This window comes from Thermogutta sp., from assembly GCF_039793925.1.
Taxonomy (GTDB): Bacteria; Planctomycetota; Planctomycetia; order Pirellulales; family Thermoguttaceae; genus Thermogutta.
The window spans coordinates 142,437-164,163 of record NZ_JBAMME010000130.1 but is presented as its reverse complement, the minus strand read 5'-3'; the positions used below and the strand labels follow the sequence as shown (position 1 = coordinate 164,163).

At 56.7% G+C, this 21,727-nt stretch carries 18 protein-coding genes; 8 read left to right on the top strand and 10 right to left on the bottom strand.

The window, feature by feature from the left end; genetic code table 11:
• Nucleotides 1-531 precede the first annotated feature (531 nt).
• From ABJK56_RS05430 to larC, 3 genes are all read right to left on the bottom strand, one after another.
• Nucleotides 532-1,677, bottom strand: a complete 1,146-nt coding sequence (locus tag ABJK56_RS05430; RefSeq protein WP_347243647.1) for an FAD:protein FMN transferase — start codon at nt 1,675-1,677, stop codon at nt 532-534.
• Between the two features lie 277 nt (nt 1,678-1,954).
• Complete coding sequence (locus ABJK56_RS05425) at nt 1,955-2,665, bottom strand: hypothetical protein (protein ID WP_347243646.1); 711 nt, start codon at nt 2,663-2,665, stop codon at nt 1,955-1,957.
• Between the two features lie 13 nt (nt 2,666-2,678).
• Nucleotides 2,679-3,905 carry a nickel pincer cofactor biosynthesis protein LarC gene (gene larC, locus ABJK56_RS05420; RefSeq protein ID WP_347243645.1) on the bottom strand — a complete coding sequence of 409 codons (1,227 nt, stop codon included), beginning with the start codon at nt 3,903-3,905 and terminating at the stop codon, nt 2,679-2,681.
• Between the two features lie 360 nt (nt 3,906-4,265).
• On the opposite strand from larC, the gene ABJK56_RS05415 reads away from it, so the two are divergent.
• Complete coding sequence (locus tag ABJK56_RS05415) at nt 4,266-4,958, top strand: thioredoxin domain-containing protein (protein ID WP_347243644.1); 693 nt, start codon at nt 4,266-4,268, stop codon at nt 4,956-4,958.
• Nucleotides 4,959-5,015: 57 nt separating this feature from the next.
• A complete protein-coding gene (gene panB / locus ABJK56_RS05410; RefSeq protein WP_347243643.1) occupies nt 5,016-5,819 on the top strand; it encodes a 3-methyl-2-oxobutanoate hydroxymethyltransferase in 804 nt (267 codons plus the stop codon).
• A 59-nt stretch (nt 5,820-5,878) separates the two neighbouring features.
• Here the strand turns inward: panB and ABJK56_RS05405 are convergent, their stop codons facing one another.
• Nucleotides 5,879-6,670 (bottom strand): DUF4254 domain-containing protein, encoded by a 792-nt coding sequence (locus ABJK56_RS05405; protein WP_347243642.1) that lies wholly within the window; start codon nt 6,668-6,670, stop codon nt 5,879-5,881.
• A 318-nt stretch (nt 6,671-6,988) separates the two neighbouring features.
• Between ABJK56_RS05405 and ABJK56_RS05400 the strand changes: the two genes are divergently transcribed.
• The 4 genes from ABJK56_RS05400 (at nt 6,989) to glnA (ending at nt 11,552) form a co-directional block, all read left to right on the top strand.
• The gene (locus ABJK56_RS05400; protein ID WP_347243641.1) at nt 6,989-8,260 is read left to right on the top strand and encodes a LysM peptidoglycan-binding domain-containing protein; all 1,272 of its coding nucleotides are present in this window, start codon (nt 6,989-6,991) and stop codon (nt 8,258-8,260) included.
• Nucleotides 8,261-8,442: 182 nt separating this feature from the next.
• Nucleotides 8,443-8,991 carry an orotate phosphoribosyltransferase gene (gene pyrE / locus ABJK56_RS05395; RefSeq protein WP_347243640.1) on the top strand — a complete coding sequence of 183 codons (549 nt, stop codon included), beginning with the start codon at nt 8,443-8,445 and terminating at the stop codon, nt 8,989-8,991.
• A 170-nt stretch (nt 8,992-9,161) separates the two neighbouring features.
• Complete coding sequence (locus ABJK56_RS05390) at nt 9,162-9,860, top strand: hypothetical protein (protein WP_347243639.1); 699 nt, start codon at nt 9,162-9,164, stop codon at nt 9,858-9,860.
• A gap of 279 nt (nt 9,861-10,139) precedes the next feature.
• Nucleotides 10,140-11,552 carry a type I glutamate--ammonia ligase gene (gene glnA, locus ABJK56_RS05385; protein WP_347243638.1) on the top strand — a complete coding sequence of 471 codons (1,413 nt, stop codon included), beginning with the start codon at nt 10,140-10,142 and terminating at the stop codon, nt 11,550-11,552.
• 238 nt (nt 11,553-11,790) lie between these two features.
• Here the strand turns inward: glnA and ABJK56_RS05380 are convergent, their stop codons facing one another.
• The 3 genes from ABJK56_RS05380 to ABJK56_RS05370 form a co-directional block, all read right to left on the bottom strand.
• Nucleotides 11,791-12,240: a hypothetical protein gene (locus tag ABJK56_RS05380; RefSeq protein WP_347243637.1), complete on the bottom strand. Its 450-nt coding sequence runs from the start codon at nt 12,238-12,240 to the stop codon at nt 11,791-11,793.
• Nucleotides 12,241-12,506: 266 nt separating this feature from the next.
• On the bottom strand, nt 12,507-13,598 hold the full coding sequence (locus ABJK56_RS05375; RefSeq protein WP_347243636.1) for a DUF1559 domain-containing protein: 1,092 nt from the start codon (nt 13,596-13,598) through the stop codon (nt 12,507-12,509).
• A 712-nt stretch (nt 13,599-14,310) separates the two neighbouring features.
• The gene (locus ABJK56_RS05370) at nt 14,311-15,645 is read right to left on the bottom strand and encodes a PQQ-binding-like beta-propeller repeat protein (protein ID WP_347243635.1); all 1,335 of its coding nucleotides are present in this window, start codon (nt 15,643-15,645) and stop codon (nt 14,311-14,313) included.
• Between the two features lie 283 nt (nt 15,646-15,928).
• On the opposite strand from ABJK56_RS05370, the gene ABJK56_RS05365 reads away from it, so the two are divergent.
• Nucleotides 15,929-16,747 (top strand): hypothetical protein, encoded by an 819-nt coding sequence (locus tag ABJK56_RS05365; protein ID WP_347243634.1) that lies wholly within the window; start codon nt 15,929-15,931, stop codon nt 16,745-16,747.
• Nucleotides 16,748-16,983: 236 nt separating this feature from the next.
• On the top strand, nt 16,984-17,886 hold the full coding sequence (locus ABJK56_RS05360) for a fumarylacetoacetate hydrolase family protein (protein WP_347243633.1): 903 nt from the start codon (nt 16,984-16,986) through the stop codon (nt 17,884-17,886).
• A 22-nt stretch (nt 17,887-17,908) separates the two neighbouring features.
• Here the strand turns inward: ABJK56_RS05360 and ABJK56_RS05355 are convergent, their stop codons facing one another.
• The 3 genes from ABJK56_RS05355 to ABJK56_RS05345 are packed head-to-tail and all read right to left on the bottom strand — an operon-like array spanning nt 17,909 to nt 21,185.
• A complete protein-coding gene (locus tag ABJK56_RS05355) occupies nt 17,909-20,089 on the bottom strand; it encodes an amylo-alpha-1,6-glucosidase (RefSeq protein ID WP_347243632.1) in 2,181 nt (726 codons plus the stop codon).
• 32 nt (nt 20,090-20,121) lie between these two features.
• Nucleotides 20,122-20,967 carry a glycosyltransferase family 4 protein gene (locus ABJK56_RS05350; protein ID WP_347243631.1) on the bottom strand — a complete coding sequence of 282 codons (846 nt, stop codon included), beginning with the start codon at nt 20,965-20,967 and terminating at the stop codon, nt 20,122-20,124.
• Nucleotides 20,968-20,996: 29 nt separating this feature from the next.
• A complete protein-coding gene (locus ABJK56_RS05345) occupies nt 20,997-21,185 on the bottom strand; it encodes a glycosyltransferase (protein WP_347243630.1) in 189 nt (62 codons plus the stop codon).
• Nucleotides 21,186-21,727: the final 542 nt, after the last annotated feature.

Sequence of the window (21,727 nt, the reverse complement as noted above, 5' to 3'; positions counted from 1 at the left end):
TCGTTCTTGGCACGTTTGGGTAATTCCACTGGAAAACCTCCATCCTCAAAACTTGTAACACACCTCAGGAACCCACCTCCGCCGAGCCCAAACCGCCACCTCTCGAGCGCCCGGCCGGAAAAAAGGCTTGATCCAATTATATGCGCTCCCCCGCTAATTACCAGTGAGCTATTCCCTACCTGTTGTGTTATCGATCGCGCCCCGGCTCCGGTGAAACCATCAAATGACGGGCGTCCGGCATTTCCGGGAAGTTTGATCACGTCGTCAACTCTACGAACTCTTTGTCCTTCGAAGCTGCTCAGCGAGTCCCATCCTGTCGGTCTCGGTTAGCCCTGTCATTACGCCGCAAACACACGATGCACCGCTACTTGGGTTGTGTCTGGGGGGCTAAAACTATCTTTTTCTGTCAAATCGTTATGATTTGAGCAAGCTGCTCAGTTTGTGAAGAATCCAGCGCGCCAGATCGGGTAAAGGTCGCGATTGCGGACCAAAATGCTGATCCGCCGGTTGAAGCCAGCCGTGAAGCCGAATTCATGAAGCGTCGCCCTGGCGCTCATCGATTTCCATATCGGGTTGGAGGCTCCCGACCACCTCCACTTGGGGAGGGCCTTGTGAAGCATTGCAAAGGAATACGCCGGTGACGTTCGGGTGCTGTTCGCAGAAGCGTCTGGCGCCATCTGGACCAAGGATGAAAAAAGCCGTGGCCAGGGCGTCCGCCTCGGCCGCCGTGGGAGCAAGCACCGTCACGCTCAGGACTTCATCGGCAGGATAGCCAGTACGGGGATCCAAAATGTGGCCGTACCGTTTTCCCTTGTGCCAGAAAAATTGAAGAGCTGTGCCGGAAGTGCCCAGCCCCTGACATTTGAGCCAGACTCGACCAAATCGACGACCTGGATGAAGGGGATCCCTCAGCCCGATCGGCCATCCTTGCGGACTCTCCGTGTGTTCGGATAACGTCGGTTCCCACGAATTCCCCATGGCGAAGACACTACTCAGTCCCCCGTGAAGGGCGAAGTCCTGAATGCCCGCCTCAGCAATCATCTTAGCCAGACGGTCTAACGCATATCCCTTACCCACACTTCCCAAGTTGAAGGCCACCCCCGGCTTGTGGAAGCGGACGGTTTGCCGCGACGCATCCATTTCCACCCACCGCCAGCCGCAGAGTTCCCGCGCCTTCATAATTTCGGTTTCGTGCGGTAGTCGTCCTTCCCGGCGGGCAAATCCCCAAACCTGCCAGAGAGGAGCCGCAGTGATGTCAAACGCCCCTTCGGTCGCCTCCCAGAGCTGGCGGCAATAAACCAGCAGGTTCCACAACTCTGACGACACTTCCACATCCCGGTGAAAGGCCTCCGCGTTGATCCGTCCGAGTTCGCCCTTGGGGCGGAAGAAGGACATCATGTCTTCCAGCGGTTCCAGCAGGTCCAGAGCTGTCAGCGCAACTTCGACAGCGTTTTCGTACTGGCCCAAGTTGAAAATCGCCTGAAAATCGCTGGCCATAGCCCGCCGACCTAACTGCAATTTGTAGGCTCCGCCTCGGGGAGTTGAAGATCGAGTGCCAGCCGGTGACGCATTCGATGCGTCGGAGTCGGCAGGGACCCCAATAGGTTCGCCGGGATCTTCGAGTTGTCCGCGAGTCAGCCGTCGCAAAAAGTCACGGCGGTTGCTTTCTGTTGCCATGGATATGAAAAACCGAGCGGTTCCGACATGGACCAGAAGTCAAAATGGGCTGAGCCACGGTCCTTGGCCACACCACGCTGTTGACGATAGGCGCACGAAACAGGCAATGGTAATTGTCACAGTTAGCCTATTGATTGATTTTACAAGACTTCCGCCTCGACAGGCGCAGTTTCAAAATGGGCTGGGTCAAAGCAGACGCCTTGCTTGGGCAGAAAGAGTTGAGCCGAACTGATCGAGTGTCGCCGGTTCCTTGCTCGAAGGTGTAACGAGAGGCGCATTATTCCTGTGACTTCTCCTGACCGGCGGACTCCCGTGTTTTGCGGAGGCTAAGGATCAATTGCACTTCCCCGACCGGAAGCCCAGTGCGCTGAGCGATCTCATCAGGATCATAACCGTAGTCCGCAAGGGTGTAGATTTCTTCGGCAGGCCTGACCTCGCGGGATCGGCTTTCTCCGACACTTGCGCCGTGTTCTTCGCTGCTCTCAATGCCTGACTGAGAATCCTGCAAGGGGGTTGTCACCTGGGTGATGGCGTCAGCGACTGGACCGTTGGCTTGGCTGTCGTCAGGGCTCTGCAAGACGTGCGGAGAGTCCGGAGACAAAACACCGGCGGCCTGGGTTTGGCGAAGCTGCTCGGTGGCACGGAGGGCTGCTTCAAGTCGGGCGGCGGCCCGATCGGCTTCCCGGACCAGGTTTTCCAGAAGTCCTAGTTTGCTGGTGATTCGGCCTTCGATGTCCCGGGCAAGTTCGTGCATTCGAACTTCCCAATCGGTCACCGTGGAAGGATGCGGCAGGTGGCCGGCACCATGCCCAGAACCTGCGTAATCGCCCAACCGCGGCTCCTCTCTGCTTGAGGGTGGTACTTGCCGACCGCTGCGACGCTGCATCCGGATAAGAGAAAACCAGATGAAGACGATCGCCAAAGCCAGGACGATCCACGACAGGGTGCTGTTGTCCAGGGCGATGGGCATTTGAAACTCAGGTCCCATATCATCCCTCCCACTAGCTGCTTGGGGATGGATGCTCGCTTTCCTTTTTCCAGACACCATGCTGGCGGAAAGCTTCTTCCGCAGCCTCGTAAACTTCCCGGAGGGGAATCTGATGCCCTCGGGCAATTTCGCGACAGGCTTCAAACTCCGGCGAGAATTCCTGGGCTCCGTCAGGAAGGACACGGAGTTTGCCCCGAATTTCTCCCCAACGTGTCTTGACACTGGCGACCTGCCGGGGAAGTACGTGGCGATCGACCGGCCAGAACCGCACTCCCAGCGTGGTTGTTTCCCGGAACAGGAGCGATTCCACGGCGGGCACCAGTTCCTCATTGCAGAGAACCGTGAGTTGCACACCTGGCCGATTCTTCTTCATATGGATCGGAGTCGTAAAAAGATCGAGAACTCCCAGTTCCCACAATCTCTCCAGAGTGTAGCCAAGGACTTCTGCAGAAAGATCATCGTAGTTCGTTTGCACAACCCAAATGCGGTCCCGGAGAACTGACGCCGATGTTTCCCTAGGCCGAGCGATCTCTCCTATGAACAGGCGGAGCACATTGGGGCGATGCGGAATGTCGCGAGATCCGGCCCCGTAGCCGATCTTCTGAATCTCCATGGCAGGTAGCGGCCCAAACTCCTGTGCAAATGTGGTGATGAACGCCGCGCCGGTTGGCGTGGTCATCTCCATTTGCACATCGCAGGGAAGCAGTGGAACACCTCGCAGCAGTTCCGCCGTCGCTGGGGCAGGCACGCTCACCTCTCCATGGGCGATGCGGACTGTTCCACCGCCGGCGGGAATCGGTGATGCGTAAACGGCTTCAACCCCCAAATAGTTGAGCCCGAACACACTGCCCACTATATCGACGATAGAATCGGCAGCCCCGACCTCGTGGAAATGGACCTTTTCCAGCGGTACTCCGTGGACCCGGGCCTCAGCCTCGCCTAGTCGGGTAAAGACTTTGATGCTTTGTTCCTTCGCCGATTCGCAAAGCGACGATCGCCGGATCATCTCCACGATGTGATGAAGGTGCCGATGGTGGTGCTCTCGTGGAGTGTGGACCACCACCTGGGTTGCCCGGAATCCGTTCTTTCGCACTTCCCGAGCCTCCAAGCGACAGTCAGGCAAACCCAGCGAATCGACAGCCTGCTGGATGGCGTCGATGGGTACACCCACGTCCACCAGTGCACCGAGGACCATATCACCACTGATTCCACTGAAGCAGTCGAAGTAGGCGGTTTTCATTTGAGCACAAGTAAAAACTGAAGAAATCCGTTAGTGATCGGCCGCTTTAGAATGTCCGAACACGTTTTCTCCCGCGATCGTTGACGGATGAAGCTGGGATCGATCTTCCCGTGATTCTAAACGCCCCCTGATTCGAAACAAGCCCAAGCGCGGGCCGTGAAGGCGAATGTATTTACGTGGTTGAGTGTGTTGAGGTCCTCCAGTTCTGGCTTGATCAGGGCTTCAGCGAGGTCAATAATGAGGCAAGTGGCCATTTGGGACCATGGAAGAACGCAAAACTATTTCGGCAAGTGCTTGCCCTGACGCTTAATTTCTTCAAGAGGAGCGGTTGAGCGGAATGCCTGTGACGGAGGCCCCGGTATGAGTCGTTCGTGGAGGATCCTTGGGATATTGATGGTGGTTGTCATTTTTGGTTTGGCAGGTTGCCAAGCTTCGAAGAATGAGACACCCCAGAAAAGTGAGAGCCAGCAATCAGCGTCAGACGCCAAGCAAACGGCTGTAAAACTGCCCGAGTTGGTGGTGGAAGTAGGGGATGAAAAGGATCTGGACGCGATTCTTAAGGAAAATACAGGAAAAGTGGTACTTGTCGATTTTTGGGGTACGTGGTGCATGCCGTGCCTCGAGTTGTTACCGCACACCCTGGAGCTTGCCCACAAATATGCTGCCGAGGGGTTGGTGGTCGTCACTGTGGCGATTGAGGATATCAACGACCCACGGAAGGTTGATGAAGTAAAAGGCGTACTAGTCAAACACGGAGCAACGGGCAATGTGCGGGCGTTGGTCAGCCGATACGGAATTGGCGAAGAAGCATTCACGAAATTCAACATCGCCAGTGGCGCACTTCCCCATTTGAAGTTGTTCGGCCGCGATGGTGCGCTGGCGGTGACCTTCGGATTGGACGCCGAGAAACCAGATCCCGCGCGAATCGAGGCCGAAGTTCAACGGCTTCTCAAAGAGACGGCGGCTTCTCAAAGCCAGAGCGTGGAAGGGCCGGAGTTGGTCATCCCAGAGGTGAACTCTTCGATGTCGTACGCATCGGGGAGTGCCTCCTGAGATAGTTTCTGCCAGAGTGAGCCGCGTGTTCGCTTAAACGAAAGTTGCTTCGCTACGATGAGCGTAGACACCTCTCCCTTAACTGTGCCGAAATTCTCCGCGCTGAAGCGCGCCGGCCAAAAAATCACCATGGTAACGGCGTACGATTTTCCTTCCGCTGCGCTGGCCGACCTGGCTGGTGTGGACGGGATTCTTGTAGGTGACAGCGTGGGGATGGTGGTTCAGGGAAAAAGTACGACACTTCCCGTCACGCTGGAGCAGATGATCTATCATGCGGAGATGGTATGTCGGGCGGTGCGCCGTGCACTGGTCGTGGTGGATATGCCGTTTATGAGCTATCAGACAGGAGTACGGGACGCTTTGATCAACGCGGGGCGGATTCTCAAAGAGACCGGCGCGCAGGGGGTGAAACTGGAGGGCGGGCGAGACCAGGCTGAATTAATTCGAGCACTCGTCCAGGCGGGGATCCCGGTGCTGGCCCATTTGGGACTTCGGCCACAGGCAATTCGGACTATGGGGGGATATCGCGTGGAGAGGGATCGAGAGCGTTTGCTCACAGACGCCCAGGCCGTTGAAAGGGCGGGGGCTTTTGCAGTCATACTTGAGTGTATCCCAGCGGAAATCGCGGGTGAAATCACTCGCAGCTTGGAGATCCCCACAATCGGCATTGGTGCGGGGCCGCAGTGTGACGGCCAGATTCTCGTGTTCCATGATCTGCTGGGCTACGCGGCTGGGGGACGTAAGCCCAAGCATGCCAAGCAGTACGTGAATCTGGGGGATATCATTGGCCAAGCGATCCGTCAGTACATTCAAGAGGTCCAGGAAGGCAAATTTCCTGGACCAGAGCACAGTTTTTCGTGACACCCGATCGCAGCGGGGATTCAAACGCCGGCGGTCATTCAGATTGGCAACAGTGGAGCTTATGCAGCGGGACGCCTCTGGTACAAATACGGGTTGTAGGCCGGGTCGTTGTACATCTTGAATTGGCGATAGATTTTCATCACGCGTTTGCCCGAGAAAAGATCAGCCAGCAGGTCTGCCAGTGCAGCGCTGAGGTCCTCGTGCTGCTGGTAGAGGATGCTCAGCTTCGCCCTGGCCCGTTCTCGATGTTCTTCATCCACGTCGGTACGCTGCGTTTGCTCCTCCATATGATAGATCCTAAGAGCGAGAATCGATAGCCGATCAATGGCGGATCCCGGCGTTTCTGTATTCAGTTTAGCCCGAGGAAGAGGGCGTACTCCCCACGCCGCGAGGTTTTTCAGAATGTACTCGTCCAGACGCTCAATCCAGTCATTGCGTTCCTGGTTCAGACGATCGATTCGTCGCTTGACAGCGGCAATTTCGTGATCGGTGGCGGTGGGATCACGGGCTTTGTCCTCCTCATGCCACAAAAGAAAATTCCTCTGGTGTTGTTCGCAGACTAAATGGAGGAAACCCCGATAGGGATTGTCGATGGAGGCATGGTGCCATCTTTCAGTGCATTCGCGGTGCAGTGCAGTGATTGCCGAAACATCGATCATGGCGGTTTTTCTCGCTCGCCGAACGAAATGTGGTGTGGGGAGTTGCGGGGGTTGGCTTGTTTGGGGATCCACCAGATAACCGCCCGACGGTTGATTCACAGGGACCACTGGCAACCTCCCTTTAAGACCGGCATCCTGAGGCATCGCGCCGAGCTCGGCAGACTCCACGTTGGAGTTGTCCCTTGCATGCATTTCGCTTTATTCTTGGCAAAACCGTGCTGGGCAGTGAGGACCGGCTCGGCCGTGATTACGGAAGACAGCACTTTAGCAATGTGTGCGGGTTTCGCTCAAGGGCAAAATTTAGCCGCGGCGAGTAGCGTGCCAACGTGTCGAGAGCACTGAAAAGTGCTCTTGGCCAAAGAGTGGTCTTTTCGTATCATGGGCTCGCTTGGGAGTCTCGACAGCTTTCTGGCGGATACGGTGGGGTGACTGGTGGGATGAAGGGCAGAGAGGCACGCGGAGTCGGGGTTCAGGGAGCGAACCATCGTCCAATGTCACGGAGGACCGTCAATGGAAACGATTAAAACCATCGGCGTCCTGGTCGTTCTGCTCGTCGTCGGCTATCTCGGTTATAAAGCCGTAACCACTCCCCCGCCCACGCCTCCCCGCGACGATGATGGCCATCCCCCGCCCGCCTCAAGCGATCTCAACGTGCCCATCCCGGAGTTGCCCGCGGAGCTCGCCCAGCAGTCTGGAAGTGCCACGTCCTCAGGTGGGCAACCCATGAGCGGCCCGGCCTCCGACGGTAGAAGTCAGGTGGCAACCGGCAGGCAGCCGCCCCCGGCGTTTATGGGAGGAACGTCAAATCCCGACAAGACGCTGCCGCCAGGTTCTTCCCAAGGCGTTGTTGCGGATGAAGCTTCCAATAAGGACGGTGAGATGGCATCACTGCCCCCACAGGCGGCTGTCGCTAGCGCGATGGGCCGCTCACCTACCGACGTGCTGGGGCCACCAGGAACAATTGGGACGCCCAATATTGCCAGTACCATTGCAAACACGAATCTCGCTCCCGGGGAACCGAAACCGCAGGAACCATCGTCATCTTCTCTGACCAGCGATTCTGGGCAAAATGGGATCCGTAAAGAATTTGCTGAATTTCTGGAGGCTGCCTGCCGCAAACTGGATCGAGGCGAGTTCGTTCAGGTCCACACGGTGCTCACGGCCTGGTATGCTGATCCCCGATTGACTCCTCAGGAAGACGCACAGTTGACGGATTTGCTCGATCAGGTGGCGGGTACCGTCGTTTATTCGCGCCAGCATTTGCTGGAAAACCCCTATGTCGTTCAGCCAGGTGATAGCCTCCAATCGATTGCCGAACGCTACAACGTGACGCCGGAGCTTCTGGCGAAAATCAACGGTCTTTCCAAGCCGGAGGATCTTGTCCCCGGGATGACTTTGAAGGTGCTCCGAGGACCGTTTGATGCAGTCATCTATCTTCACCGGCGGGAACTCGTGCTCATGTTGCAGGGGAAATATGCTGGTCGGTTTCACATCGGCATTGGGACCGATGCCCGTCAGTGTGAAGGGAGCTATCAGGTTCGTGAGAAGACTCGCTTTCCTCGTTACTTCACCGACTTTGGTGTTTATGAGGCAGGGGATCCGCGGAACCCGCTAGGCCCGAAGTGGATCGGCCTGGAAGGCCGCCTGGGAATTCACAGCACGACGGATCCCGCCCAATTCGATAATCCCCAGGCTCCCGGTTCGATCTTCGTTTCTGCCAAAGACATGGAGGATCTGTTCGACATCCTGACAATCGGCTCGCGAGTGACCATTTTACCGTAGCGCGACGCCCCACCCCGACCCGCAAGGAAGGAAGATAGCAAAGAACGGGAGGCGACTCGCGGTCGCCTAAACATTTCGGATGCCCTTGGTTTTCCAAGAGAAGAACTTCACAATCAAGGAGAACCATCGAACGTGCAGGAAGAAAGCGAGCCCGCAGTTGATCGGGAGGGAAGGCCCTAGGGATGTACGATCGAGAACAATTGCACCGTTTGATTCGTGAAAAGGCGCTCCGGTTCGGGCAGTTCACATTGGCATCCGGGAAAACCTCGACGTTTTACCTCGATTGCAAGCAAGTCACGCTTGATCCAGAAGGGGCTCGGCTGATTGGAGAAGGTTTTCTGGACCTGCTCTCGGAGTACCGGCCGGACGCCATCGGAGGTCTGGCCATCGGGGCCGATCCGATTACCGCCGCGGTGGTGACGATGTCGGCGGTTCGGAAAACACCGATTCGCGGGTTTATGGTCCGCAAAGAACCGAAAGGTCATGGCACTCAGCAGTTCATCGAGGGACCAGTTTTTCCGGGCGATCGCGTGGCTATCGTGGAGGACGTGATTACCACAGGAGGTTCCGCGCTCCGGGCGATTGAGCGGGCGGAAGCGTACGGTCTGAAAGTTGTCCAGGTACTAGGGATCATTGATAGGCTGGAGGGAGGGTCGGACGAGTTTCGGCGACGGGGATTTCCGTTTGCGAGTCTTTTTACAATTCGCGATTTTGGCATTGAACCGGCATAGGGCCGGACGAGCGAATGGCAGAAAGAAGGCCATTGCGGAACTTCTCAGCGGGTAGCGAGTTTGCTCGCCGCCACTGAGGGCACCACCAACCTGGGTGGTCATGGGTTTTCGAGGGCAATACTTCTATTCTTCGGTGGAATATGTGGGCTCGGTACATGGAGGGTTATTCTATGGAGCATTCGCTGCACAGCGATTTGAAGCGTTTTTATGCAGGTCCGGCGCCATCTACAGAGGTTGTGGTTGACGGTTACCGCATCGATGCCACCAGCCATGGGTGGTTGGTGGAGATTCAGCAAGGGCCGCTCTGGGCTATTCGAAGAAAGACCCAGGCGCTCTTGGAAAAGCATTGCGTGCTGGTCGTCAAGCCTATCGTTATGACCAGAACGATTGCCCGGCTGGAAGGGGAGGGGGGGAAAGTGATTTCCTACCGCAAAAGTCCAAAACAGGGACGCCGCTGGGATGTTTTTGAGGATCTTGTGCATTTTGCCAAAGTATTCCCTCACCCCCGACTGCGAATCGATGTGGCGTTCGTGGACGTGATAGAGTACCGCTACCCGCGGCAAAGCCGCTCGTGGCGTCGTTCCCCGTATCGGCTGGCCGATCGCCAGCTTGTAAAAGTGTGCGAAACGGTCACCCTTTTAACGCCAGATGATTTGCGTCTCCTCCTGCCTGGTCTCCCCGAGGTGTTCGACAGCGCCGTCCTTGCCGAGGTACTCGATGTTCCGCGGTGGCGAGCGCAGCAGGTCGCATATTGCTTGAGAGAGACGGGAGCCGTGCAGCTTCTGGGTCGCACCCGCCGGGGATGGCAGTATTCGTGGCGGCCGACGCAACCTGCTCCAGAGGATCGCTTGTCCCTCCTGGTGGCGTAGTGTTACTCGGTTGCCCAGTATTTAGGCAGAAAAGTTCCTGTTGTGGGCAGTGTCTGTCCAGGGGTCAGCTCCTTCCTCGCACCAGAGGAACACGATTTCTGTTCAAGACGGGTGTTAGAGACGCTTTTCTCGTGTTTTGCTAGGACTTGTGTTGTTTGGCATAAGACCTGCTCAGATCGAGTTGTCCCGACTGCGGCCGGGTCAGTGGGACGCTACAGTTCGGTTTTCGGCGTCATGAGATCAGGCACCCTATTTACCAGAGCGAGATGAGGAGAAATTATGACCCCCAAGGAAGTTATCGCATTCTGTCGGGAGAAAGGCGTCAAATCTGTTGATCTGCGATTCATGGATTTTCCGGGCGTGTGGCAGCATTTCACGATTCCAGTGACCGCCCTCACAGAAGATGTGTTCGAGGATGGTCTCGGATTCGACGGCTCCAGCATCCGGGGTTGGCAACGAATTAACGAAAGCGACATGCTGGTCCTGCCTCAGCCAGACACAGCCGCTTTGGACCCGTTTGCTGAAATTCCCACACTCATGATGATTTGCAACATTCAGGACCCGGTCACCCGCGAGGACTACACCCGGGATCCGCGGAATGTTGCCCGCAAGGCTGTCAACTATCTGAAGAGCCTGGGTATTGCAGATACCTGTTACGTCGGTCCGGAGTTGGAGTTCTTCATCTTTGACGACATCCGCTACGATCAGACCTCGCACTGCGGGTACTACTTTGTGGACAGCGTGGAAGGCGAATGGAACCGCGGGCGGGACGAAAAGCCCAATTTGGGCTACAAGCTGCGTCATAAGGAAGGCTATTTCCCGGTGCCCCCGGCCGACCAAATGTTCAATCTCCGCAATGAAATGATGCATCTGATGATCGAATGCGGAGTTCCCGTAGAAGCCCAGCACCACGAAGTAGCCACGGCCGGTCAGTCGGAGATCGACCTGCGGTTCGAAGAACTGGTGACTATAGCCGACCGCGTCATGATTTACAAGTACATCGTCAAGAACGTGGCGCGGCGGCATAACAAGGTGGCCGTCTTTATGCCCAAGCCCATCTTTGGGGACAATGGCTCCGGAATGCATACGCACCTCTCCCTGTGGAAGAAAGGGCAGCCCCTTTTCGCGGGGAGCGGGTACGCTGGCCTGTCCGATGTGGCGCTTTACGCGATCGGTGGCCTGTTGAAACACGCACCGGCGCTCTGTGCGTTCACAAACCCAACCACCAATAGCTACAAGCGGCTTGTGCCGGGCTACGAGGCCCCCGTCAATCTCGCGTACTCCCAGAGAAATCGTTCCGCGGCCATCCGTATTCCCATGTACAGTGCCAATCCAAAGGCCAAACGGATCGAGTTCCGATGTCCCGACCCGTCTTGTAACCCGTATCTGGCCTTTGCTGCCATGTTGATGGCTATGATCGATGGGATCCAGAACAAGATCCATCCGGGAGATCCGCTGGATAAGGACATTTACGACCTTCCGCCAGAAGAGCTCGAAAACATCCCCAAGACGCCCGGGTCGCTGGAGGAAGCACTCAACGCCCTGCGGAATGATCACGAATTCCTGCTGCGTGGGGATGTGTTCACACCAGACGTGATTGACACCTGGATCTGGTACAAGATGACGAACGAAGTGGATGCCATCCGCTTGCGTCCGCATCCCTACGAATTCTGCCTCTATGCAGATATCTGATTGCCGGGGGTCAGAATAACTTTCCCTAGCTGTCGGCTTCTGGCCCCTGGAGTTTCGCCAGTCCCGGGTGAGTGCTGCGGAACTCATCCGGGACCGATGTTTTTTCGAAATTTCTGAAGATTTGCCAATCTGCAAGTTTGACCACGAAGCATTTCCCAAAGAAAAGACGGCGTGAGCCGGTTCTAAAGGCCCAAGCCGTCTGGAACTGCTTTAGACCCCTGACAGTTTTGCCGCAGGGTTACTTCTGCATAGGCACAAGTTCGATGGTGATTTCGTTTTGACCGGGCTTAACTTCGACCACTTTTTCCTTGGGCACCAAACCGGCATAGGGAGAGGGTTCGGGTTTATCCTCGTACGTCTCAGCGCCTTTGGAGACGGGAATGTACGAGACTTCATGTTTGCCTACCACGGCGCCATCGCCCTCTCGATACGTGCTGAGGACGAAGGTCCCGTCGCTTTTAACCTCTCCTGTGGCCGGTTTGCCGAGCGAACCCTCTTTAGCGCCGGGGACCTCAATGGGACGGAAACGGATGCCGCCGCTCGTCACAGGCTGACCGTTATAGATCACCTTGCCCCGTACTGGCGCCACCTTGTACTCCGCGCCGGATTTTGGCCCACAACCGGCCAAAACCAGAAGGCCAATGGCCACCGATACCAACCATACCGTCACGAGTGATCGTACTTTCATGTCAGAGCACCTCCATACCGGATCGATGGTGAGACTTTGACCTGATCAGCCTCGCTTAAACGTCAAGCTGATCAAATACCTGCCTTGGCAGTCAAGCTATCACACCCGGGCGAATTTGGCAACGCGCCCGATCAAGGAATAGCAAAGGCGGATGCCATTTTGCACCCGCCTCTTACTGTTCAATGTTCCAACCTGATCAGGCTGGGCCGAACGTCTAAACGGAACAACGTCAGGTTGTCGATCGCTTTGTGAGATGCCCCTGAGCGTTATGGAACCTGAACTGGGTTGCCATCATTGATGGCGGCTAGCCGCTCGTAGAGGACTGTGTCAATTGTCTCGGACAAGAAGTGCACAGACCCGTCGCCAAACAGGAAGTTGGCGCCGCCAGGATGTTTGCTACCGAAGGCGAAGTCGGAAAGCGCGATGCCCGCGACGGGCGTCGTATCTTTGCTGTTGATGGGGGTGTACTGACCGGCGACACGGGCCCAGGAAGGAATCCGCCATTGGCCAGCCCAGTCGTTGTTACCTCCCGCCCAAAGCGGAAACACACGGTCGATCATTGTGCGGGTCACGTTAGCCGACTCCGACACTTCACCAATGGCGATCACATTGCTGGAACCGTCCGTGAGGTCGGCAAAGCTTGTCACGTAATGGTAGTCGTTCGTCTGCGCCAGGCGGAACATTCCGTTCTGGCCAGAAGCACCGTTGGGCTGCGACCAGCTTGGACCACCACCGGAGGTCAATTGAATGTACCAGGGCGTATCGCCACCCAGGCAGCAGCAATAGTTCGACTTCCCGTAGCCATTGTTGTCCTGCTTGGGGAGAACGTCGCTCGGGCAGATGTACACGCTGATGATGGTTTTGGCGCCTTGGTTGTTGGCACCGCTCGGATTGCCGTGGTTGTTGCGAACCTGCGTCCACCAGTCGTAGCTGTCGGTGCTACGCACCGGGTGACCAGTGGGCAATGCAGGGGAAACTCCAGGAATCTGGCGAATGGCCCCATGGACTTTGAGGTTGTCGCCTCCAGGGATATACACCAGGGCTGCGCCACCACTCACCAGCGTGTCGTACATCTGTTTCTGTTCCACATAGGGAAGAATGTAGGCGCCCCAAGCATAGTTGTCGTTGTCATCGTCCGGCTGACCGATGGGAAAGACGTTGTTCACATCGTGAAAATTGTGAATGGCCAACCCCAACTGTTTGAGGTTGTTGGTGCACTGGCTCCGGCGGGCTGCTTCCCGTGCCGCTTGCACAGCCGGCAATAGGAGAGCAATCAAAATCCCGATGATGGCGATCACCACAAGGAGTTCGACGAGTGTAAACCCTTTACTTACCAAGACTTGTGAAGACTTCTTCATGGAACTACCTCCATACCGCATCACACTGCCAAAGTCAGAAGACTAAGAAAAACAACATAACGCGTGCGCAAAGCCTCCCCAGAGGAACCTTTACGGCATGCTGCTCACGAGAAAGAGGGTCTATTTCTGTTCCGTTTTGAGGGCCTTTTTCGGGCGTGAGCGAGCAGGCGAGTTGACCTATCTCTAACCAAATTCTAGTCCAATTTCCCTACAATGTAAACGCGTTGGATCGTGCGAGGTTTCGTAAAACCGAAGGAAAAAAATGCCTTTGCAATATTTGCACTGCATGCACGGAAAAGAAATACAACATATTCCTGCTAACAACTTTACACGTGATGGGCCGTTGTGGCTTTGTGAGATTGCTTGTTGTTATAAACCCGAGAGCTTCGCCGTTGTCGAAAAGGTCATTTGACAGGATGATGGGCAAAACTCGTACACTCATTGCGACTCTGGGCTTCTCCGAGGCTCGCAACACTGACGCCGACTCAAAGGCCAGGCTGGGCGGCCGCAGCTCTTTCAGGAGCAGCCCATTCAATCTGAAGCTCGGCAGTGCTTGCGGGTCCGAAGATCATGGATCGCGAGTGCTTGAGAAAGAGGCTCTGCGAAGCACGACCCGCCGTAGAAACAGCTTTTCGTAACGCTCGAGTCCCCAGGTTTTTGGTGACGGTCATTGGCTACGCCACCTGGGGTCGCGACTCAGCGTGGCAGGCGATCATTGAGCGTCGGCCGACAGATCAGCACAGACGAGTTCCTCGTCATTTCGGTTAAATACGTGTCGATCCGCGAAGGCCGGGTGAGACCACGTGACACCCTCACCCCGGGGAAGCTGTCCTCTGGTGGGACGCAGGAGCCGAGCACGCGAAATCACTTCGACGCCGCGTGGTGATAGCCGCGCGATGATGAGTTCTCCCTGATCGTTGAACATCCACACGCGATCGGCCTGCTGGACCATATGAAGTGTGCCCCAGCGCAACTGGGACGTTAACGTGGTGTTTTCCCAGATCCGATCTCCATTGTTGGCGTCCAGGCAGCGGAACTGTCCGTAGCTGTCCACTCCGTAAATCCAATTCAATTTCAGGATTGGACTTGACATCAGGCAATGGAGAGCATCCGTTTCGATTTCGTTCTTTCCTTTCCGGGACCAAAGGTTCTTCACGGTTAAGTGTTCCGGATCGAGCTGAAGCATGAGCGACCCATCATCGAAACAACTGATGAACAAGCGATTGGTGGCGGGATCAAACACGGGCGAAATGATGGCGTCAATCCACCGGCGATGGGTGAACGGTACTTCCCAGAAGACGCGACCAGTGCTGGCTTCCAATCCGGCCAGTCGCTGACCGGTCCACACAACAACCGCATCGTGCTGTCCCTGACGTATGAGGATCGGAGCCGAGTAGGACGCCTCATCCTCCAGCGCGCTCCAGCGAAATTCTCCGGTCCTTCGATCCATCGCCACAACACAACCCTGGCGTGCCCCAATCTGCACGACGAGTAGGTCGCCCACTACCAGCGGAGCCGCGGCCACTCCCCAGGTGGGCACGCGGACCTCCCAGTCTACGTTCGGTATCTTCTTCCAGACCACTTTTCCCGTGGCGGCCTCCAGGCAATGGAGATGGCCCATGGTTCCCAGCGCGTAGGCCAGCCCCTCATGAATTGTGACAGACGCTCGTGGACCAGTCCGATAGGTGACATTTTTATAGGAGCAGGGGTAGGAGTATACCCACAGGAGTGCTCCCGTGCGGGCATCGAACGCCAACACGCGTTCCTGCTCTTCAGGGTCCGTAACACGATCTGTAACAAACACCCGGCCATCAGCGACCGTCGGTCCTGAATATCCGCCGGATATCTTGGCCTTCCATCGCAGTTTGATTTCCGGGCTGTCGAAGCGATCGATGATCCCTGTTTCCCGCCAAACGCCATCGCGGTTGGGCCCCCGCCATTGAGGCCAATCGTCCGCGTGAGCATTTTTCAACGCGGTCGGTGGAGTGACAACCTGGCCAAGCCCGATCAGGGCCGCAGCAGCAACGCAAAACTTGCACAACCTCATGGTGTGAGTCCTCAGGGGATGGTTTCAACTTGCGAGCCGTGCAACTGCAACAAAAACGAATTATCATAGATAACCGGGCAGGGGGAAGTCCCCAGATGAGTTCATGAGTCTTTCACTGTTTCCGGGAGAGTCGTTTCTCGCCGTGAGGTTGGTATTACTGTCCTTTCGGTGGCGACCAAACGTTCCCGGGCATCGCTTTGACACGCGAAGGGTGTTGGCCGGAAAGGGTGGTCCTTCCGGCTTTCTGGATGGGTCGTCCGGTTAGATAAAAGGAGGAAGACCGATGATGCGCAAAGTTGCCGTGGGAGCGGTGGGCGCCGTAGTCTTGCTGGCGCTAACCGCGGAGATGGCGAGCGCCGGGCTGTTTCGCCCTGGCCCAGGGCTGTTGGCGAGGCTGCGATGTCGCCGGGTGAATCCCGCCTTAGTGGCGCTCCAGGAGGAACGGGCCAAGGCCGAACAGGCCAAAAAGGAGGCGGAAGAGGCTAAGGCTGCCGCGGAAGCTGCTAAAAAGGAGGCCGAGGCTGTGAAAGCCGCCGTGGAAAAGGCCCTCGCATCCGTTCGTGAGGAAGCTGCCAAGGCCCTCGAAAAGATCCGGCAGGAGACGGAAGCGGCACTTAAGGCGAAAGCAGAGGCAGAGGCCGCATCCGCTAAAGCCAAAGCCGACGTTGCGGCAGCTAATCAGGCCAAAGCCGAAGCCGAAAAGATGAAGGCGGAGGCTCAGGCCCTCATGGATCAGGCCAAGGCCGAAATGGCCAAAGTTGAAGCGGCGAAAGCCGATCTGGCCAAGGCCCAGCAGGCGCTCCAGGCGGAGCAGCAAAAGCTTGAGGCAGCCAAGGCCGATCTGGCGAAGGAAAAAGCGGCGGTGGAGCAAGCCCGTAAAGAAGCAGAGGCCATGAAGGCGGAAGCGGAAAAGGCCAAAGCCGAAGCTGAAAAGAAGTCTGAATCGGCTGCTCCCGGCCAGGAGGCTGCCCCATCTGCTGGTGAATCGGGCGCCCCAGCTCAGCCCGCCCAGCCGGCCGAAAACGTCTCAGGCGCCGAAGCTGGTTCTGCGGGGGCTTCGGCGCAGGATTCGCCCGCCTCTCCAGCGGCCAGCAGCCCGTGAGTCCAGCACCTTTGTGGGAAGCCGCATGAAGGCGGGAGTTTCCCGCAGGCCCGGTGGAGATGCGAACTCCGCCGGGTTTTTTATTGCGCCGACGAACAGCTTGCAAAAGCAGCGACACGATTGGTAGGTCGTTAAAAGCGCCTGGATATTTCGGGATGGCCTGATATACTCGTACGAATCGCGCGGTACTGAGCACAAAGAAAAGAAGGAACCCATCGCTTGAGAGAGGTTTGGTCATGCGGTTAGTTTCCTACGCCAGCCCAGACGGGCCTCGCGCAGCCATTGTCCGTGATGGCGAAATCGTTGATCTCCATCAAAATGAACCGGCACTGCCCACAGATCTTGGCGCTGTCCTCGCCATGGGCGAAGATGCCTGGCCCTTTCTCAAGAGGGTGCTGGAGCGAGGCAAGGCACTGGCCGGGACTGTACGGTTGACGGCTCCAATTCCCATGCCCCGAAAGATTATCTGTGTGGGACTCAACTACGCAGACCACGCCGCCGAAACGGGCGCCACACCGCCCCCTGAGCCAGTCATTTTTAATAAATTTCCCACCGCCATCATCGGGCCGGGGGAAACTATCCATTTGCCGGCCGACTCTAACGAGGTGGATTATGAGGCGGAACTGGTCGTTGTCATCGGGCGGAGTGGCCGACGAATTCCAGAGCAGGAAGCCAGGAATTACGTGGCGGGATACATGTGCGGCAACGATGTGTCGGCACGGGACTGGCAGCTCAAAAAGCCCGGTGGCCAGTGGCTGCTCGGTAAATCCTTTGACACATTCGCTCCCACAGGACCGCACCTGCTGACAAAGGACGAAATCGAGAATCCGCACGATCTGCGTATTCGGCTCATTCTCAATGGCAACGTTATGCAGGATTCGCGGACCAGTCAGTTCATTTTCTCAATTCCGCGGCTTATTGCGTACGTGTCCCGTGTCTGCACGCTGGAGCCCGGCGATCTTATCTTCACAGGAACGCCTGGCGGTGTCGGCTTTACCAGAAATCCTCCGGTGTTTCTGAAAGCAGGCGATGTTGTGGAGGTGGAGATCGAGGGGATTGGCAGGCTGACAAATCCGGTGGCAGGACATGAGCCGGCAGCGAGCTTGAGGACCGCAGCGACTCCCGGCGGTCCATTATGATTCTGCACCATTCAGCAGGTCGTCAGAGGATGACCTCCAGTTCTACGGGCCCTTCCCGTTTTAGGACGTGCGCGGCCACGGTATCACCATGCCGTTGGAGAAAGATGTCCATTCGTGGCCGACCGAGTCGCAGGTTGCGGATGGTCAACCAGTCGAGGCATGGCGGAAGCCGAGGGTGAACAAGTCGCACGGTGTTAGTCGCAGGACTGAAGTCCACGCCCAGGCAGGCGCCCAGGAGGGCAAACGGTGCTGCTGCTGCCCAGGCCTGGGGTGCGCATGCCACCGGATAGAGTGTCGGCCCTTTATCGCGCTCCCTTTGAAAGCCGCAGTAAAGCTCTGGAAGGCGTCGCAAATCCATGTGGGAGGCTGCAGTTAAGATGGCCGTCGTCAATCGCGTCAGTTCCTCTTTGAAGCCGTAGCGCGAAAGCCCCAGGCCGATCAGGGCGTTGTCATGGGGCCAAACCGAGCCATTGTGATAAGAGGCCGGATTGTAGCGAATTTCTTTTCGGCTGACGGTGCGAATACCCCAACCGCTGAACATGTCGGAGTTGAAGAGCGATCGAACTACTTTTTGACCGCGGTCCGGGCACGGTAAGCCGGTAAACAAAAGCTGGCCGGCGTTGGATGTGCGGACACGACAAGGTGTTTTGTTGCCATCGAGCGCCAGAGCGTAAAATTCGAGGTCATCGCACCAGAAGGCCGCCTCAAAGCGATTCCGCAATTTTTCTTTTTTCTCCTCCAGCGATACTGCAAGTACCAGATCGTTCATCTCGGTGGCCAGCCGAACGCCGAGATCGTAGGCCAAGTACACGTAGCCCTGAACTTCCACCAGTGCGATGGGAGGTTGAGCAAGTCGGCCGTCGGCGTGAAAGATGGCGTCGCCGGAATTTTTCCACCCCTGGTTGGTCAGACCGCTGCTTGCCCGACTGTAGTATTCCACAAACCCATCCCCATCGCGGTCGCCGTAGTTTTCGATCCAGTCGAAAGCCCGGCAGACGGCGGGCCAAAGGGCTTCCAGCGTTGGACGGTCATTGGTGCGATGCCAGTAGAGTCCGGCAAGAATGATGAAAAGCGGCGTGGCGTCCACCGATCCGTAGTATTGTCCGAAGGGGATCTCCCCCAGTCGCGCCAGCTCACACTGCCGCATTTCTTGTAGAATCTTCCCCGGTTCCGCATCCGCTCGCGGATCGTCGTGAGTGGCCTGATGCGCCGCAAGAAAATTCAATACGCCACGGGCGATTTCTGGGTCGATCCAGAGCATCTCAATGGCAGTGATGAGGCCGTCTCGGCCAAAAGCTGTGGAATACCACGGGATGCCCGCATAGGGATACGGCTTCCACGGCGTGTCCGTGACGAGCATGGTCAGGTCCGCCATCGACTGGCAGAGGATTTCGTTCACCGTTTCGTTGGACGTTTCCAAAACGGCCGCCCGCTCTGCCGCGTCAAGGAGAGCCCGTCGGGCTCGACGGACGCTTCGGGCAAAATCCCGTTGGTGTGTTGCCTGGTTGTCAACCTGACATTCGACGGTGACCTTGATTCGGCAGCGTTCTTTCGGACCAAGTCGCAGCGCAAACTGAGATTTTGTCGTCGTCAGGCGATCGGGCGCCGGATCAAAGGTGACCACTGTAGACCGGGGCAGCCCATCGAGTGAGTGATAGATAAATCGGAGCCGGCAGGCGTCTTCCACGTGTGCCTCCACGTGGCCCCTTTTTTCGCGCTGGAATCCTCGAACTTCAAAAAGGTCGGCGAAGTCCGCGCCGAATTCCAGCGTCAGTGCGAAAGTGTGCTCCACCGTGTCGAAGTTCCTCAGAGTGAGGACCTCATAGCATGCGGTTTGCCACAGGAACTTGGACCTGCGGATGTGGATGGCCCCTTTGGGCAAGACGAGGGTGTGATCCTGGAAAACGTCGTGATTGGTTAAGTCGACGTTCAACAGAGCGTTATTTCGCTGAACAGTGGAGCTGAGTAAAAGCGGTCGCTGCCCCTCGATTTTTAGGATCAGGCGGGAGAGAAACCGTGTGTCAAGATGATAAATGCCCTCCGGAGTTCGATCCCCCACCACGATGTCCCCGTAATGGTCGAACATGGCGAACGTGTCGCCATGCTTGAGCGTCCGGGGACGCCGTTCAAAGAGCGAACTTGTGGCGGGGATGTAGAACTCCGGAACGGCGGTCTCCTTGAAGGGCCAGACTCCTGTGCTCATCGATGACTCCCCAGATGTTTGCGTCAGAGTTGTCAAATCCGTGCCAGGACAGCTTCGCCCGCTTTGTCACCGGCTTCAAGCAGGCGGTTGTACACGGCGAGGTAATCGGCAGCCATGCGCTGGACAGTGAATCGTTCCTCAAATTGCCGCCGCACCGCGTACCGGTCGAGTCGCTCCACGTGTTTGAGTGCGTCCACGGCTGCGTCGATCGAATCCACAATCCAGCCCGTGATTCCCGGATCAATCACCTCCGGCACCGAACCACAACGCCAGGCAATCACCGGAGTTCCACAGGACATGGACTCGATCATCACCAGTCCAAACGGTTCCGGCCAATCGATTGCGAAGACAAGCGCCAGTGCATTGCCGAGAAACTCGGATTTTTCGCTCTCGCCAATTTCGCCGATGAATTCCACATGGGGTTGTGACAGCAGAGGCTCGATGCATTCCCGGAAATACTGCCAGTCGGCCTTGTCCACCTTGGCAGCAATCCTAAGTTTCATGCCCGCACGCCGGGCAATCTCAATAGCACGATCCGGGCGCTTCTCCGGGGAAATCCGTCCCAGAAACGCCACGTAATCTCCCTTCGGATTTGGGTTGAAGAGGCACACGTCCGAAGGCAAACCATGGTAAACCGTGGCTACCCAGTTGGCAAAGGGGATTGGCCGCCGCTGATCGTTCGAGATGGAAACCAAGGGCATGTCCTGAAATTCCCAGTAAAACGGTTTCAGATCCGGAAGGTCTAATCGGCCGTGAAGCGTCGTGACGGCCTTATGTGCACTATCACGGAACAAAGGAAAGTGAATCATGTCGACGTGGAAATGAAGAATATCAAACTCGCTGGCTCGCTGCCGCACACGCTCCAATTGCATGAGCATGTACGGTAGAGGCTCCTTGATTCGTGGATTCAAACGAATCGCACGATCAATATAGGGGACGAGTTCCGCCGATGTGACGAACCGCCGCTGGCGAACAGTGTCACTTCGTGACCCTGCCGGACGAGTTCTTCTGTCAGATACGAAACGACTCTCTCCGTGCCGCCATAAAGTTGTGGTGGCACGCTTTCGAACAGGGGAGCAATTTGAGCAATTCGCATAAACGTTCCTCCTCCAATTTCATTTCTGAAGGTCCGAGAGAACGGTGCGAACTGCAAAGGACAAAGCCGTGGGGGCCCTGTGACTAATGGGAGCCCGCAGGGAGCCCCCTTGGTTGGACCTGCGGTGACGTTCAAATACGAGCAGAATTGTGCCAGAAGACCGCTGTGTCGAACGTCTCATCGCTATCGAGCTTACCACTCGACAGAAACGGACGTGCACACCACCAGGCAAACAGCGAAAAAGAGGAACACCGCGATGTTATCGAGAAAATGCGGGCGTTGCGCGGTCAAGCAAATGTCATGCGATTAAGAGTGTGATGCGACGCCCCGCTTCAGATTGCCCAATATCTTTATCTTTGTTCTATGTTTCCTATAGCGCCTATGTTCCCCGGTCGAGACGCCGAGCGAATGAAAGCTGCCCCCATACGAGTGGCGGTCATTCTCCCGCGGGGATGGTAATTCAAAAAAAACGGGGACTGCCATTTTCGCAGTCCCCAGTGCCAAATTGGCTAGCTCGAGGGTCTCCGGTGTACTGCTACACC